The organism is Streptococcus suis (genome assembly GCF_016743335.1).
In the GTDB taxonomy this organism is placed as follows: Bacteria; Bacillota; Bacilli; order Lactobacillales; family Streptococcaceae; genus Streptococcus; species Streptococcus suis_Y.
The window spans coordinates 1-16,345 of record NZ_WCJE01000047.1; the positions used below are offsets into that span (position 1 = coordinate 1).

Sequence of the window (16,345 nt, forward strand, 5' to 3'; positions counted from 1 at the left end):
CCAGTATCTCCATCAGGCGAAGGCTCGTCAAGTAACGTACCTTCTGAAGAAAGCAGTTCATCAGAAACCGGCTCGTCTCTATCCACTACCCCAGATTCTTTTGGAACAACGACTCCAACTTCTCCAGTTGATTCAAAACTAGAAGAGAAAGACTTGGAAGAAGATGCAGATATAGGTGTTACTCCAATAGAAGATATAAGCCTTTTACCGAAGCCTACTATGAATATTCGAGGAGTTGATCTTCAAAAGGATAAGAAAATTGCGGTAGTTCGGTATGTTCTAGATGATCCAGCTGAACGTTATGAAGGAGCTGTAGCCTACCTATATGCCAATGATAAGGTAGTTTCTAGTGTAGCTGTGAAAGAAAGTAATAACCAACTACAGGCTGTTTTTGAAAACTTAGATGCCAATGTTGATTATGTCGTTCGAACTGAATTAACCTATATGGGAGCTAGCGAAAGCTTAGTAGATAGTCTAGCAGATGAGGCTTCTATTGAAATAGAGGAACGCCAGTTACAGATTAAGAATATTGATCGCGTAGAACTCTGGAAATTAGAAAATAACAAGGCTAGTATTCAAAGAGAATTAGCTGAAAAACCAGAAAAATTGACAAACTATTTTGCCAAGGTTATTTCTAATCAGCAAAAAGAGATTTTATTACCGATTAGTCAAGTTGAGCTTGTGACTGAAAATGGAGAGCAGTTCTATTCTGTTACAGCAAGTTTAGACAATCTAGTTGAAGAACAATCAACTTCTAATACCTATCGTCCAGGCTTGACCTTCCGAGTTGCTAAGCAGAAACCATCTGTGGCTACAAATACCTATACTGATTTTACAAGCTTGGTTCAAGCTATTAAGACCAGCCCTTGGGCTACATTTACTCTTGGTGCAGATTTGACAGCCTCGACGATGGATGTAACTGGAAAAGATAGTTATATTACTGGGGACTTCATGGGGACATTAAACGGTGCAGGCTATACCATCTATGACTTGCAAGCTCCTCTCTTCCACAAGACATCTGGTCGGATTGAAAATCTAAATCTAAAAGATGTGACGATCCATCAGAAGGATAAGAAAGAAGTCGGTGCTTTGGCTAAGGAAGCTAAAGGAGGTCACATAGAAAATGTCAGAGTAGAAGGAAGTGTTACCGGGGGTAATCATGTCGGTGCACTGGTAGGGATTGCTACAAACACTCAAATTACTAATGTTGGTATCAAGGCTAGAGTGTCTAGTCAATCAACAGAAACGACAGACAATTACGTCGGTGGTTTGGCAGGCTGGATTGGTCAAGGCGGACAAGCGCAACGGATATATTCCGATGTGCTATTGACAAGCAATTCTGAACGAGCAAGGATTGGTGGTATTGTTGGTCAAATGGAAGGAGTAAATGCTTCTGTTCGTAAGGCTTATGCGAAAGGAATGATTTCAGCTCCGAAGACAATCAATAGTGAAATTGGAGGTATTGTTGGTACAATTGTTGGATCTCATAACTCCATAATTGAAGATGTTATTTCTGCTATAAATGTGCCAAATGGTCGTAAAGTCTATCATTCCGTCACAGATGAGAAACTACAAGTTGGTAAAAATTATGCCGTTACTGGAGAAGCATCTGGTCAGAATAATAGTAAACAGGAGCATTTAGAAGCAAGCCAAGTGGATGGGAAGTTAACAGAATATGGCATCCAGTCACGAGATACCGATGCTAGAAACCACTCATTTGTTTCAGCTAAAGTGGATACAGATTATAGCACTCATACTCACTATCAAGAAAATAGGCAGTTGGCTTATGAAAACATGGAAAAACTGTTGCCATTCTTTACTAAAGATGTTATCATCCAACAGGCCAATCGTCTAAGTTTAAAAGATAAGCTTGTCACCAAGAAATTATTGGACGTTGTGGCGATTGATGGTCATAATAATAATAGACCAGTATTTGATACCCAGGGTCAAAAACAGTATATAAACAAGGTGATGTTCCATTTTGAAGATGGTTCTATTGACTATGATTGGCTAGTTAAGAAACAAGATTTAAATAGCGGAGCTATTACAGAGTACTACGTCGTTGATAGGGAAGTAACCTATACACCGGAAAATATGGTTTCGGCTACCCATCTCGATCAGTTAGTTACTCGCCTATTGCCAGAATTTGAGTCGCTAACCTATTCTTCAAAAGAAGTCTTGGATGTCTTAGGATTGACAGATTCATCGAATGACTATGCTATAAAAGAATTGTTGTTCCTGAAAGAATCCTTTGGTAAGGTCAAAGCCAATATTCGTCAACATTTGCGAGACTTGTTAGTGTCAAATCATGCGATCAGTTTGACAAGTCAAGTGACGGAAGATTATACATTCAACTATATCAAGAACAATAAAGTACAGTTGTTGCTTGGTTTAGCCTATATGGATCGTTGGTACAATATCCAGTTTGGAGCAACAAATGCTAAGGATTGGATGACTAAGAAGGCTGACTTCTTTGGTAATTCTGCTAGCTCCTTGAATCAATTGATTATACTCGGTGATTTAGGAGCAGGGGCCTTGAAGCCCAATAATAACTTCGCTCTTGGTAGTCAATTGATTGCTAAACCAGCTGTAAATGGAGATTTATTTGCTTATTTAGAAGCTTACCGCAAACGGTTTGCTCCAGAGATGTCAGATAGTGACTGGTTCAAGTCTGCTACTAAGGCAAATATTATTGAAACCAATTCTACAGTTGAAGAGGTGCGGGCTAAACAAGAAGATGCAAACAACAAGAAATATTCTAATCGTTTCTATGATAAGTTGAAGAGCGATACATGGTCCTTTAAAGAGATGGCTCTTATTCTTCTTACTATGCCAGAGCGGAATATCTTTATCCTGACGGATATGGCCAATACCTTGATTGGTTCTTATGATAATCAATCAGGAACCAAGGAAGAAATTGAGAAAGCCATTGCTAAAACAGCCAAGACATGGGCTGGACATGCAGACTATCTATACAGGATTTTGCCATCTGGACATAAGGAAAAGATGTTCAGGCAGATTATTACTTGGGATAATAGAAGATTGAAAGGCTCTTGGCGTCCGGTAGATTCTCTAAGTAGTAGGGACGTACCTTCTATGAAGGATTTCTACATGCCGTTAGGCTATAGTTTCCCGTACGGAACAGGTGCTACAGCTCAGTCAGACTTGAAAGATATTTTCTATTCAAATGCGGATGCGATTGGTAATGAAGGCGCTAGGATTTATACCCATGAATTGACCCACGTTGCTGATGATGACACTTTCTTACTCGGACATGGTCGTCGTAGCAGTATGGAATTTGAGGTGTATGCGCGTGGTTTGTTTGAAACCATCAATTGGTTTGATCAAGACATACTTGGTTTTAATACCATCTATGATTTCTCTGAATATGAAAAGAATTCCTATGGTCGTCGTTTGACCAACCTCAATCCTGAACGTTTCCAATCTACACAAGACCTTGAAAATTATATGAGAGGTTACTTGGATGTTATCTATACTCTGGACTATTTGGAAGCAGAGGCTGTGCTTAAATTAAGTGGTAACCAAAATTATGAGAGAGCTCGTAGAAATTGGTTCAATAAATTGGAGACTGTAGATGATAACACGAGCCTTATCAGTAATCATAGAATAAATACCAACATTTCTACAGTTGAAGATTTAATTACACAAGGTTTAGTATCACGTAGGTCATATGATTCCATTGAAGTTTTTCCAGGTAATTCTTATCTAACCGTCAATGCACTAAACCCAATCTATGGAGCTATGAATAACGATGGACCAAGTCGAAATGAGTTTGAGTTCCGTAAGATTGCTTTTGAGTTATTGGCAGAAAAAGGTTATGAGAATGGTTTTGTTCCTTATCTATCTAACCAATACAAGGCTGAACTTGGTCAGGCAGATCCTGCGGACCGTATCTCAGATAATCAGTTGATTTCTAAGATTACGGACGGAGTCTATGCAGATTCGAAAGCCCTCCGCAAGGATATGTTTAAACGTCGCAAGGAGAAATTAGATCAGTTGAAGCCTGTGACAATCTATGGAAAATCTGACGGTGAAGGCTACTATTACAGCGCAAGTAGGCAAGTAGAATCAGTTCAAGACTTACGTCAGTTGATGCAGGAAGCAGTGGAATACGATGCACATCGTTCCTTATACGCTTCACAAAAACTATATGCTTCACAAGCAAATGGTTACAACAAAACGGATTCCCACGTTTACAGCCTAAAAGCAGCAATTTTGAATGGCTACCTCCGTGCAACAGATGACTTCAGGGAGTCTATTTACAAAGAAAAACCCTAAAGAGTGAGGTACATACAATAGATGAGCAGTGAACAGTTTCGTTCGCTGCTTTTCTTACATCGAAAATTCAGTTGGTGGAAAATTTTGGTATAATAATAGAAAAGCCAGCAAAGGAGAAGTTTCTTGCTAGAACATTCGATTGATATTCACTTAAAGCATCCAGATGATTCGTTTAGCCTATTTGGTTCGAATGAACGCCATCTGAGATTGATGGAACAGGAACTAGGTGTGGTTATTCATGCCCGTACGGAAAAAGTGCAGGTGATTGGACAGGAAGAACATGTAGAACAGGCACGTCTTGTTATCCAGTCTCTCCTTGTCTTGGTGAGTCGTGGTTTAGTTATCAATACGCCAGATGTGGTCACAGCTATTTCCATGGCAAAAAATGATGAGATTGAAAAATTCGTTGCCCTCTATGAAGAAGAGATTATCAAGGATAACTACGGCAAACCCATTCGCGTAAAGACTCTTGGACAAAAACTCTACGTGGACAGCGTAAAGCGTCATGACATCGTGTTTGGAATCGGTCCTGCTGGTACAGGTAAGACCTTCTTGGCGGTTACTCTAGCTGTAACAGCCCTCAAGCGGGGACAGGTCAAACGCATTGTCCTGACCCGTCCTGCGGTCGAGGCAGGTGAAAGTTTAGGATTTTTACCAGGGGACTTAAAAGAAAAAGTAGACCCCTATTTGCGCCCGGTATATGATGCCCTCTACCAGATTTTGGGCAAGGAGCAGACCACGCGCCTAATGGAGCGCGAGATTATCGAAATTGCACCGCTGGCCTATATGCGGGGTCGGACCTTGGAAGATGCCTTTGTCATCTTGGATGAGGCGCAAAATACCACCATTATGCAGATGAAGATGTTCCTGACCCGTCTGGGCTTTAATTCCAAGATGATTGTCAATGGGGATATTAGTCAGATTGACCTGCCACGCAAGGTTAAGTCAGGTTTGATTGATGCGACAGAGAAACTAAGCAAAATTCCGCAGATTGATTTCGTACATTTTTCAGCCAAGGATGTGGTTCGCCATCCAGTTGTTGCCCAGATTATCAATGCCTATGAAGAGGAGGCTCGGGCAGCTGATAGTCGAGCAAGTTTTGAGACGATTGGGGAGCCTAGTCGGAGCGAAGAGGATGAAGATTAGTCACTTTTCAAATCATTATCAAGTACGAAAGTTAGCAGACGCCGACTTGGAGCAGGTCTTGGCACTCTACCAGACCAATCCCCTCTATTTTGAATATTTTCCACCCTTGCCTAGTCTGGAAAGTTTAGCAAATGACCTTGTCGAGTGTCCGCCAGGTAAGGAGTTACCAGATAAATATTTTCTAGGATTTTGGGATAAAGAGCGATTAGTTGCCATCTTAGACCTAATTGACGGCTATCCGACTGCAGAGATTGCCTATATCGTACTTTTTATGGTGGATTCAAAATTGGCTGGTCAGGGTCTTGGTTCAAAGGTCATAGCGGAGCTCCTGTCTCGGTTAGCAACTCACTTCAAAAAGGTGCGTCTAGGCTATGTTGAAAGCAATCCTCAATCCAGTCATTTTTGGTCCAAAGTTGGATTTTGTCCAACTGGCGAGGTCAAAGAGTTGGCTGGAAAAACAATCGTCATAGCCGAACATGCATTAGATGAATAATAATAAAAAACTGCCTGGTTCAATCAGAACTGGGCAGTACTTATTTTTACATTCTAAAAAATGGATTGAAATTTTTCTCATGTCCAACGCTGGTATTTTGACCATGACCTGGATGGACAGTGTAGTGGTTTGGCAGGGTAAAAATGTATTCTCTGATACCTGCAATCAAGTCATCAAAGTTGCTGGTTGGCAGGTCTGTGCGTCCCACAGTTTCACGGAAAAGTGCGTCTCCAGTGATGACACATTCATCCTCTGGGAAGATAAAGGAAACACCACCAATAGAGTGCCCAGGTGTTGGAACTACCTTGAAATGAAAACCGTCAAACTGGTAGTCTTCTTGGTATTGGAAGATGTTTTCAGCAGGTCGGCAGACCACATTTTCCATATCATCATGACGAGGTAGACCTGACAGATTCATCTCTGGTGTGTAGAGCCAGCTGGCTTCACTTTCAGCCACATAGACAGGTGGAAAATCGTAGCTTTCACGCAGGATGTCCAAACTCATAATATGGTCATAGTGAGTGTGAGTCAGGAGAATAGCCGAAATTGGTTTTCCGATTTTTTCGATAGTTGCTTGAATTTTTGTCCAGTCACTCCCAGGGTCAATGATAATCAGATGGGTATCATTTTCAAGGTAGTAGGTATTTTGAAAAGCGACAGGGTTGACAGATTTATGAATAAGCATGACATTTCTCCTCACAGAAACAGTTTTTATATTAGTAGTCTAACAAAAAAATTCAGTGAATTCATGGATTTTGTTTGAGGCTTTTTCAGTGGGAGCGATTGTGCTATAATGAACAGTATGAAAGACACAAGAATAAGCAATCGGTATGCTGTTGTGGATTTGGAAGCAACTGGTACAGGTGCCGATGCAAAAATCATTCAAATCGGGATTGTTCTGGTTGAAAATGGAGAAATCATTGACAGTTATGCAACGGACATCAATCCCTATGAGCTACTGGATGATCATATCAAGAATCTGACAGGTATCACAGACCAACAGCTAAGTCAGGCTCCAGATTTTGGTCAGGTAGCAAGTACCATTTATGACATGATTGGAGATGCTATTTTTGTAGCCCATAATGTCAAGTTTGATGCTAATCTCTTGGCAGAAGCACTCTTTTTTGAAGGCTATGAACTGTTGACACCGCGTGTAGATACGGTGGAATTATCACAGCTATTTTTCCCGACATTTGATAAATACAGTCTGGGCAATCTAGCAGAGCATTTGGACTTGGGCTTGGACCAGGCACACACGGCTATTTCAGATGCTCTGGCAACGGCTCGACTTCTTATCAAAATTCAAGAGAAAATCAAGAGTTTGCCTCGAACTGTTGTTGATAAGATTCTTGATTTGGCGGACAATCTGCTCTTTGAATCCCGGATGGTCATTGATGAGATGGTGCCTGTTCTGTCAGAAAATCTATCATACGATTTAGAATCTATTCATGACTTGGTCTTGAAAAAGCCAGAAGAAATCAAGTCAGCCTACCGCTTATCTGAAGATTTTTCGACCAATATTGCCCTTCTCGGCTTGCATGAACGAAAAAAACAAACTGCTTTTGCTCAAGTAGTAGAAAAACGCTTGGTTGACGAAGAAAAAGTGCATTTTATCCAAGCGCAGGCAGGTTTGGGGAAGACTTACGGTTATCTCTTGCCTTTACTTGCTAAGTCAGACCAGCCTCTCTTGGTTACCGTACCAACCAAGCTCCTTCAAGAGCAGATTATGGAAAAAGAGGGGAGCAAACTGCAAGAGATTTTTCATATTTCCATAGTCTCTCTAAAATCGCCCAAGCATTTTATCAAGTTAGACAACTACTGGAAAACCCTGCAGAGGCAGGATGATAATCGCCTGGTCAATCAATTCAAAATGCAGGTGCTTGTCTGGTTATGCGAAACCACGACAGGTGATTTGGATGAGCTTAAGCAAAAACAACGCTATCAAGCTTACTTTGATGAGATTGCCCACGATGGGAAATTGGAGCCTGAAAGTCTTTTCTGGGGCTGGGATTTTTGGCAACGATTGAACCAACAAGCTCTCTCTAGTAGACTGCTCATTACCAACCACGCCTATTTCCTCAGTCATCTTAAGGATCAAGAACCACTGATGAACAATCGTTTAGTGGTCATCGACGAGACCCAGAAATTCCTCTTGGTTGCTGAAAATCTAGCGACGGATTCTCAGGATATAACAGCTCTTTTGCAAGTATTGCAGAGCAAAAAAGATAAGTCAGATAGTCTATTAGACCAACGGCTCTACGAATCCTGCCAGTTTGAACTCAACCACCTCTTGACCCGTTTTCGCCAGCATGGGCAGCGAGAAGTTTCAAAAGACGAACTGGGTCAAGTCAAGCAGAATCTGGCTGAGTTACAAGATATTGACCTACAAGACCTGGACCAACTCCTTGATGTCTACGACCATTTTTGGCTGGAGGAAAAGTATCTTGAGGACAAGCGGCTTGCTTATTTGCGGGGCTCCAAGGACAGTCTCCTAAATGCGACCAACTACCTGCCAGATACCAAGATTTTCTGCATCAGCGCCACCTTGACCATCAGCAAAAAGGTCAGTCTGGCGGATCTGCTGGGCTTTGAGCAGGTCACCATGGACTTGCTTCCGACCCAGGCAGTGACCAATCAGCAGCTGCTTTTTCCGACCCATCTCCCCGACATCCTCGCTTGGACCAAGGAGGAGCATGCAGCTTATTTGGCTACTACTTTAGGAGAAATAGCAGAGCTGGGACGACCGATTTTGGTCTTGTTCACATCGATTTCTCTGCTCTTGCAGGTGTCGGATTTGTTAGAAGGCAGTAATATTCCCCACCTAGCCCAACACAAGCATGGACAGGAAATGACTCTCAAACGCAAATTTGAACGAGGTGAATGTCAGATCTTACTGGGTACAGGTGTCTTCTGGGAGGGAGTTGACTTTGCCAGTCAGGACCAATTGGTTCAGGTCATTACAAGGCTCCCATTTGACAATCCAAAGGACCGGTTTGTACAAAAAATTAATCACCATCTGCGTGAAGAAGGGAAAAATCCATTTTACGATTATAGCCTGCCTATGATGATGATTAAGCTCAAACAAGCCATCGGTCGTACCAATCGCCATGACAAACAAGATTCACTAGTCTTGGTTTTGGACCCGCGTGTTCACACCAAACGCTATGGACAGCAAATTCTGTCCTTCTTTGAGAAAGATTATTCAATGTTAAGTGTGGATGCGAAAGAAATAGAAGGAGCTATTCAAGATTTTTTTGAATAAGTTGAAAGGGAGCCACAAGGCTTCCTTTTGTTTCCAGCGTTTTTTAATGCTACTCATATTCCCTCTCTCCTTGCCGAATAACAGTGATTTTCTTTATGATTAAAATATGGTATAATTTTCCAAATATTAGTTTTTGTGAGAAGAGATTATGACAGAAAAAACGATTGTATTTAAGGTTGGGACAAGTTCTCTGACACAAGAAAACGGGAGTTTGGATCGGATTAAAATTGCTCGGATTACCAATCAGCTAGCTCAGTTGCATCAGAAGGGCTACCAGATTGTGCTGGTGACTTCGGGCTCGATTGCTGCTGGTTTTCGGAGATTGGGATTTGACAAGCGACCGACCAAGATTGCGGAGAAGCAGGCTTCTGCGGCTGTTGGTCAGGGTTTGCTGATTGAGGAATACACGCAAAATCTGATGAAAGACGGCATTGTGTCGGCTCAGATTTTGCTGACCCAGGATGATTTTGCGGATGCTAGACGTTATCAGAATGCCTCTCAGGCCTTGCAGGTCTTGCTCAAGCAACGGGCTATTCCCATTATCAACGAAAATGATACCATTGCTATTGAGGAAATCAAGGTAGGGGACAACGACACCCTGTCTGCCCAGGTGGCTTCGCTCTTGAAAGCAGATCTCTTGGTGCTTTTAACGGATGTGGACGGACTTTACACTGCCAATCCCAACAGCGATCCAACTGCCCAGCATTTACCTGAAATCAAGGAAATTACGGAAGATTTGTTTGCCATGGCAGCAGGAGTAGGCTCGTCCAACGGAACGGGTGGCATGACCACCAAATTGCAGGCGGCACAGATTGCAACCAAGTCAGGCGTACCTGTTTTTATCTGCTCTTCAAAAGAGGATACCGCTCTCTTACAAGCGGTCACTCAAGCTAACCGTGGCACCCTCTTTTTAGCAGATGACCATGCCATGAACCAACGCAAGCAGTGGATGGCTTTCTACGCTCGGACTGACGCAGCAGTGGAAGTGGATGCAGGAGCCGTAGATGCCATGTTGCACCAAGGCCGCAGTTTATTAGCTGCGGGTGTCAAAGCCCTTGAAGGCGACTTTGAAGTGGGGCAGGTTGTGGAAGTTTACAGTCAGGCGTACCACCGTTTGATTGGTAAAGGGCGGGTCAAACTGTCCTCCAAGGACTTGCAGGACCAGTTGGCAAATGGCAGAGCAGAGGGCGTGCTCATTCACCGCAACGATTGGGTGAGCTTATAGGAGAAAATATGACAACAACACAAGCATTATTAGATAGTTTATTGGCCCATAAGGCTTCTATCAACCTTGCAACAACAGACCAGAAAAACCAGGCCCTATCGGCTATGGCAGACCAGTTGGTTGCTCAGACGGAGGCAATTTTAGCTGGCAATGCCATCGACATGGAAAATGCCCAAGGAAAAATCAGCCAGGTCATGCAGGACAGATTGCTCCTGACAGCTGAACGGATTGAAGCTATGGCAGACGGCATTCGTGCCTTGATTGGCTTGCCTGATCCTGTCGGACTGGTCTTGGAAGAATCCACTCGGGCAGACGGTTTACAGATTCGCAAGAAATCCATTCCCTTTGGCTTGGTGGGAATGATTTACGAAAGCCGACCAAACGTGACTTCAGATGCCGCTGCCTTGGCCATCAAGAGCGGAAATGCAGTCATCTTGCGTGGTGGCAAGGAAGCTTTTCATTCGGCTCAGGCCATTGTCACAGCCCTCAAGGCAGGTTTGGAGCAGGCCGGTCTTTCTCCAAAGGTCATCGAGCTAGTCCAAGATACCAGCCGTGTCTCTGCGACCGAGTTGATGACTGCCAAAGGCAAAATTGACCTCTTGGTGCCACGTGGCGGTGCAGGACTCATTCAAGCCGTCGTTGAAAATGCGACTGTGCCAGTTATAGAAACAGGCACGGGTATCTGCCATGTCTATGTGGACAAGGATGCGGACTTGGACAAGGCCTTGCGGATTGTGGTCAATGCTAAAACCAGTCGTCCCTCAGTCTGCAATGCGGCGGAAGTCTTGTTGGTCCATGAGGAAATTGCCAGCCAATTCCTACCTCGCTTGGAAGAAGCTCTTTCTGGTCAGGTGGAATTACGTGCAGACAGTCAGGCACAGGCTATTTTAAACCAAGCCAGACCAGCAGGCGACCAAGATTTTGACACAGAATTTTTGGACTATATTATGGCTGTCAAAGTCGTTTCAAACATCGAAGAGGCTATCAGCCACATTGCTCAACATTCGACAGGGCACAGCGAGGCCATCGTGACGGAAAACAGCCAAACGGCTGAACTTTTCACACTCCATGTGGACTCGGCTGCGGTCTATGTAAATGCCTCGACCCGTTTCACAGACGGAGGCGAGTTCGGTCTGGGCTGCGAGTTGGGCATTTCCACCCAGAAGATGCACGCCCGAGGTCCTATGGGCCTGCGTGAGATGACCACCTACAAGTACATCATCACAGGCGACGGCCACATTCGTTAGGAGGACAAGATGAAGATTGGATTTATCGGACTGGGCAACATGGGAGCGGCTCTGGCCCAAGCGATCAGTCAGCAGCCAGACACCCAGCTCCTCCTCAGCAACCACAACCCAGCAAAAGCCCAGGCTCTTCAAGAGCAGCTGGGAGGTCAACTTTTTTCTAATGGGGAAATAGCAGAGCAGGCCGAGATTATTTTTCTTGGGGTCAAGCCTCACCTGATTCAGACAGTCTTGTCAGGCTTGCAGGACCAGATTAGCCAGAATCCGTCAGCTATCTGGATTTCCATGGCAGCAGGAGTGCTCCTTGACAGCCTGGCAGAATTTGTGTCGGCAGATAAGCTCATTCGGATCATGCCCAACACACCAGTTGCTATCGGCCAAGGCATGACGACCTATAGCTTGGTCAATCAAGAGCTCGCTCCGCTATTGGAACAAATCCTAGAAAAATCAGGCAAGGTCCAGCAAGTGCCAGAGAGCCTAATCGACGCAGCAACGGCTATCGCAGGCTGCGGACCAGCCTTTGTCTATCAGATGATTGAGGCTTTGACCGATGCCGGTGTGCAAAACGGACTCACGGCTCAGGATGCCAAGGTATTGGCGGCTCAGACTCTGGCAGGCACTGCTCAAATGGTATTAACCAGCGACAAGCACCCAGCCCAACTCCGACAGGAAGTGACCTCGCCAGATGGCTCAACTATCGCAGGCGTGGTGGCTCTTGAAAAAGAAGGCTTCCGTTACGCCATTATCAAGGCGGTCGCTGCCGCCCTCAAAAAGACTAGAAAATTAGGTAAAAAATAGAAGACAGTAAAAAACGGGACATTTAATCCCGTTTTGTTTTTTCCTTGATCCATTGGCTGACGTTGGACAGGGTTTTGCTTTGTCCGGCCTTGCGTTTTTGTTCTTGGACAAATTCCGCAAAACTCTGCTTGACGCCGTCCTTTTGAACCTTGTCCTGCAAGTCCTGCCATTTTTTCTTGAGGTTGCTAGAAGTCCGTTCGTAGTAGTCTTCAAGAATTTCTTCCTTGGATTTGTAATTGCGGTAGAAGGCATTACGTGACACGCCAGCTTTTCGGACCAATTCAGAAACGGAAATCTGCTTGATGTCTTTTTTTTCTAGGAGAAATAGCAGAGCTGTTTCGATGGATTCCTTGGTCAGCTGATTGGCTTCCTTGTTTGATTGATAGAGATTTTTTAATGATTTTGGTGAAATCTTCCGTTCTGCCATGACTTTCCTCTCCTATCTGTTACATCTGAAAGAAAATGCTTTCAGATGAATCGCTTTAATGATATAATTGTAAGTAAATAGTGATTTATTGTCAAATAAAAAAGTAGAATAAACAAGTAGAAATGAGAATCCTATGCCAAAATGGAAAATTGTTGTTGACTCAGGTTGCGACTACCGTCAGTTGAAGAATCTTGCACCAGATACAGAGTTTATCAGTGTACCGTTGACGATTCAAGTCGGTGACCAAGCATTTGTTGATGATGCAAGCTTGGATATTGATCACATGATGGAGGTGATGGAGGCATCTAAGGCTGCAGCTGGGTCGGCGTGTCCAAGTCCGCAGGCTTATCAGGCAGCTTTTGAGGGAGCTGAGAACATTATCGTTGTGACGATTACAGGTGGGCTATCGGGTAGTTTTAATGCGGCACGTGTAGCTAGGGATATGTATATCGAAGAGCATCCGAATGTCAATATCCATTTGATTGATAGCCTGTCAGCTGGTGGAGAAATGGACTTGATCGTGGATGAAATCAATCGATTGATTACGACAGGCATGGAATTTGAGGAATTGGTACAGGCTATTACTACCTACCAAGAAAATAGCAAACTACTCTTTGTCTTGGCAAAGGTAGATAATCTAGTCAAGAACGGACGTCTCAGCAAGCTAGTTGGAACCGTGGTCGGCCTACTCAATATCCGTATGGTTGGTGAAGCAAGTTCTGAAGGCAAGTTGGAATTGCTCCAAAAGGCGCGTGGTCATAAGAAATCCGTTGCTGCGGCATTTGAAGAAATGAAAAAAGCAGGCTATGATGGTGGTCGAATTGTCATGGCCCACCGCAACAATGCCAAGTTTTTCCAACAATTCTCAGAGTTGGTAAAAGCAAGTTTTCCAACAGCTGTTATTGACGAAGTTGCAACATCAGGTCTATGCAGTTTCTATGCTGAAGAAGGTGGACTTTTGATGGGCTATGAAGTGAAAGCGTGATTCACAGAGTAACAATTTTGGGATGTAATTTCCACTATAGAATAATCCCCCTCGTCTTTTAAGTTCGAGGGGGATTATTTGCATGAGGTTATTAGATTTCATTCAAATATCTTACGAATTGCTCCAGCTTATCTGCAAAATCTTGTTCAAAGAAGATCTGTAAGAAATCAGCTTTCTGTCCGCTGAAATAATAACACTTTCCAAACATGTGTTGGATGCTAGGCGAAAGAATCCCCTTGCTTAGCTGAAAGGTTACGCTCCCTTTGGAAATTCGATACGGGATGTTCAAAGCGTATTTCTCTAAACAATCTTTTATTTTATTCCACTGAGCGTGATAAATATGATGAAGATGCTGTGTGTTCCGTGCAAACATACCGTTATCGATGTAGAGTGAGAGAGCTTTTTGCATGATAAGATTGGTATCGTAGTCGATTAGACTCTTATGTTTGATGAAGGTATCACGTAGCTGGTTAGGAAGGCTGATTGCACCGATTCGGAGGGCAGGAAAGAGTGTCGGTGTAAAAGATTTTATATAGATGACACGATTATCTGTATCAAGATAGTGTAAAGGTAGGCTATGACTAGAATCGAAATCTGCTAAATAGTCATCCTCAATGATGTAGACATCGTATTGCTTTGCTAATTTTACGATGGTTGTTTTTGTTGCTATATCATAAGTTGAACCGAGAGGGTTGTGCAAGCGAGGAATTGTGTAGAAAAACTTAATTTTTCCAGTCTGGAAGATACTTTCCAATTCTTCTAGGTCAATTCCATCTAAATCCCGTTCAATTGTTTGATAGGGGATTCCTTGATGTCGAATGAGTTCTATCATTCGTGAATAGGTAGGGTTCTCTATCAAGATTTCCGTTTTTCCAGCCAAGGTTTCCATTTGTGTGAGAATATATAGAGCTTGTTGACTACCAGCTGTGATAACCAGCTGGTCTTTTTTTGTATAGACATGATAGTCCATTAACAGACTTTGAACGGAGGAAATCAATTCTGCTAATCCCTCTTGCTGGTGATAGTAGTTGAATAGGTAATTTTCCCGCCCAATAAGACTTTCGTTTAGACAAATCCGAAAATCTTCATAGGGCAATTCTTGAAAGTCTGCAGGATTGAGCTCTACAGTATGGTCTTGGAAATCTCTATCTTCTAAGATATAATAACCGCTTTTTTCGACAGCGTAGATCTTATTTTGGTACTTTAATTCCAACATAGCCTTTTGTACAGTGTCTTTGCTACAATGATATTGCTCGCTGAGTTGACGGATAGAAGGTAATTTCTCTCCACGTTTGAATCGATGTTCCTCTATTCCAGTCAAAATATCTTGGATGATAACTTGATATTTTTTCATCTAGGCCTCCTTTTTATAGACTATGTTACTAGCTAGTATATAGGAAAAATTGAAGAAAGACAACATCTGGATGGGGTTGAGGCTCAGGAATTAAGCTACTCTATGGTATAATTAAGTGATGAAAATAATTATACCTAATGCAAAAGAAGTAAATACAAATCTAGAGAATGCCTCGTTTTATCCCCTGCCTGCTCGAAGTAAGCCGGTGCTGGATGCCATAAGTCAATTTGATGTAAAAAAGATGGCTGCTTTTTATAAATTGAATGAAGCAAAGGCTGAGTTAGAAGCTGACCGTTGGTATCGAATCAAGACAGGTCAAGCAAAAACCTATCCAGCTTGGCAATTATATGATGGTCTCATGTATCGTTATATGGATAGGCGAGATATAGATTCGAAAGAAGAAAATTATCTACGTGACCATGTTCGTATAGCGACAGCCTTATACGGATTGATTCATCCTTTTGAATTCGTTTCACCTCACCGCTTAGATTTTCAAGGAAGCTTAAAGATAGGCAATCAGTCTTTGAAACAGTACTGGCGACCGTATTATGACCAAGAAGTTGGTGATGATGAACTGATTCTCTCATTGGCTTCGTCAGAATTTGAGCAGGTGTTTTCTCCACAGATTCAGAAAAGATTAGTTAAAATTCTTTTCATGGAAGAAAAAGCAGGTCAGCTAAAAGTTCACTCGACTATATCAAAAAAAGGTAGAGGAAGATTGCTGTCCTGGTTGGCTAAGAACAATATTCAGGAATTATCGGATATTCAAGATTTTAAGGTGGATGGCTTTGAATATTGTACTTCCGAATCAACGGCAAACCAACTTACCTTCATACGATCAATCAAAATGTGAAATTATGAAAAAGATAACGTTTTCCAGCGCTCACGCCAAACGCATGAAGAAAATTTCGTTTTCGGAAATCATATTTTCAATATTTACATCAGTTTTTTATTAAAAAAAGTGATATAATAGCTTTGAAAATGAGGGATTACCCCCGTTAAAGTGTAAGTTTTATGGAAATATTTTGAAAAAATGCATGTAACTAGAAAATAGTTGCATGCATTTTCTTCATGCGTACGGCGTGTCCAGCGCTAAGTAAGGATAGGAAAAT

11 protein-coding genes and 1 pseudogene are annotated in these 16,345 nt (G+C 42.7%); 9 read left to right on the forward strand and 3 right to left on the reverse strand.

Annotated elements, in window-relative coordinates; all coding sequences use genetic code 11:
* From F9856_RS10505 to F9856_RS10515, 3 genes are all read left to right on the forward strand, one after another.
* Nucleotides 1-4,299 (forward strand): ZmpA/ZmpB/ZmpC family metallo-endopeptidase (locus F9856_RS10505; protein WP_202106561.1); only part of this gene is annotated, 4,299 nt, incomplete at its 5' end.
* Nucleotides 4,300-4,422: 123 nt separating this feature from the next.
* Nucleotides 4,423-5,445 carry a PhoH family protein gene (locus F9856_RS10510; protein ID WP_202106562.1) on the forward strand — a complete coding sequence of 341 codons (1,023 nt, stop codon included), beginning with the start codon at nucleotides 4,423-4,425 and terminating at the stop codon, nucleotides 5,443-5,445.
* The gene (locus tag F9856_RS10515) at nucleotides 5,435-5,938 is read left to right on the forward strand and encodes a GNAT family N-acetyltransferase (RefSeq protein WP_202106563.1); all 504 of its coding nucleotides are present in this window, start codon (nucleotides 5,435-5,437) and stop codon (nucleotides 5,936-5,938) included. Before F9856_RS10510 ends, F9856_RS10515 begins: the two co-directional genes overlap by 11 nt.
* A 46-nt stretch (nucleotides 5,939-5,984) precedes the next feature.
* Here the strand turns inward: F9856_RS10515 and F9856_RS10520 are convergent, their stop codons facing one another.
* Complete coding sequence (locus tag F9856_RS10520; RefSeq protein WP_202106564.1) at nucleotides 5,985-6,623, reverse strand: MBL fold metallo-hydrolase; 639 nt, start codon at nucleotides 6,621-6,623, stop codon at nucleotides 5,985-5,987.
* A gap of 108 nt (nucleotides 6,624-6,731) precedes the next feature.
* Between F9856_RS10520 and F9856_RS10525 the strand changes: the two genes are divergently transcribed.
* The 4 genes from F9856_RS10525 to proC all read left to right on the forward strand — a co-directional run bounded on the left by F9856_RS10525 (nucleotide 6,732) and on the right by proC (nucleotide 12,467).
* Nucleotides 6,732-9,200: a bifunctional DnaQ family exonuclease/ATP-dependent helicase gene (locus F9856_RS10525; protein WP_202106565.1), complete on the forward strand. Its 2,469-nt coding sequence runs from the start codon at nucleotides 6,732-6,734 to the stop codon at nucleotides 9,198-9,200.
* 148 nt (nucleotides 9,201-9,348) lie between these two features.
* Complete coding sequence (proB, locus tag F9856_RS10530) at nucleotides 9,349-10,425, forward strand: glutamate 5-kinase (protein ID WP_202106566.1); 1,077 nt, start codon at nucleotides 9,349-9,351, stop codon at nucleotides 10,423-10,425.
* Between the two features lie 8 nt (nucleotides 10,426-10,433).
* A complete protein-coding gene (locus F9856_RS10535; RefSeq protein WP_202106567.1) occupies nucleotides 10,434-11,672 on the forward strand; it encodes a glutamate-5-semialdehyde dehydrogenase in 1,239 nt (412 codons plus the stop codon).
* A gap of 9 nt (nucleotides 11,673-11,681) precedes the next feature.
* The gene (gene proC / locus F9856_RS10540; RefSeq protein WP_202106568.1) at nucleotides 11,682-12,467 is read left to right on the forward strand and encodes a pyrroline-5-carboxylate reductase; all 786 of its coding nucleotides are present in this window, start codon (nucleotides 11,682-11,684) and stop codon (nucleotides 12,465-12,467) included.
* A 169-nt stretch (nucleotides 12,468-12,636) separates the two neighbouring features.
* Here the strand turns inward: proC and F9856_RS12415 are convergent.
* Nucleotides 12,637-12,894: pseudogene (locus F9856_RS12415) on the reverse strand (TetR/AcrR family transcriptional regulator); the annotation flags it as partial.
* Nucleotides 12,895-13,027: 133 nt separating this feature from the next.
* On the opposite strand from F9856_RS12415, the gene F9856_RS10550 reads away from it, so the two are divergent.
* The gene (locus F9856_RS10550; protein ID WP_202106570.1) at nucleotides 13,028-13,879 is read left to right on the forward strand and encodes a DegV family protein; all 852 of its coding nucleotides are present in this window, start codon (nucleotides 13,028-13,030) and stop codon (nucleotides 13,877-13,879) included.
* A gap of 91 nt (nucleotides 13,880-13,970) precedes the next feature.
* Here F9856_RS10550 and F9856_RS10555 read toward each other — a convergent pair whose 3' ends face one another.
* Nucleotides 13,971-15,233: a PLP-dependent aminotransferase family protein gene (locus F9856_RS10555; protein ID WP_202106571.1), complete on the reverse strand. Its 1,263-nt coding sequence runs from the start codon at nucleotides 15,231-15,233 to the stop codon at nucleotides 13,971-13,973.
* A 118-nt stretch (nucleotides 15,234-15,351) separates the two neighbouring features.
* Between F9856_RS10555 and yaaA the strand changes: the two genes are divergently transcribed.
* Nucleotides 15,352-16,086, forward strand: coding sequence for a peroxide stress protein YaaA (gene yaaA / locus F9856_RS10560; RefSeq protein WP_202106572.1), 735 nt, complete (start codon nucleotides 15,352-15,354; stop codon nucleotides 16,084-16,086).
* Nucleotides 16,087-16,345: the final 259 nt, after the last annotated feature.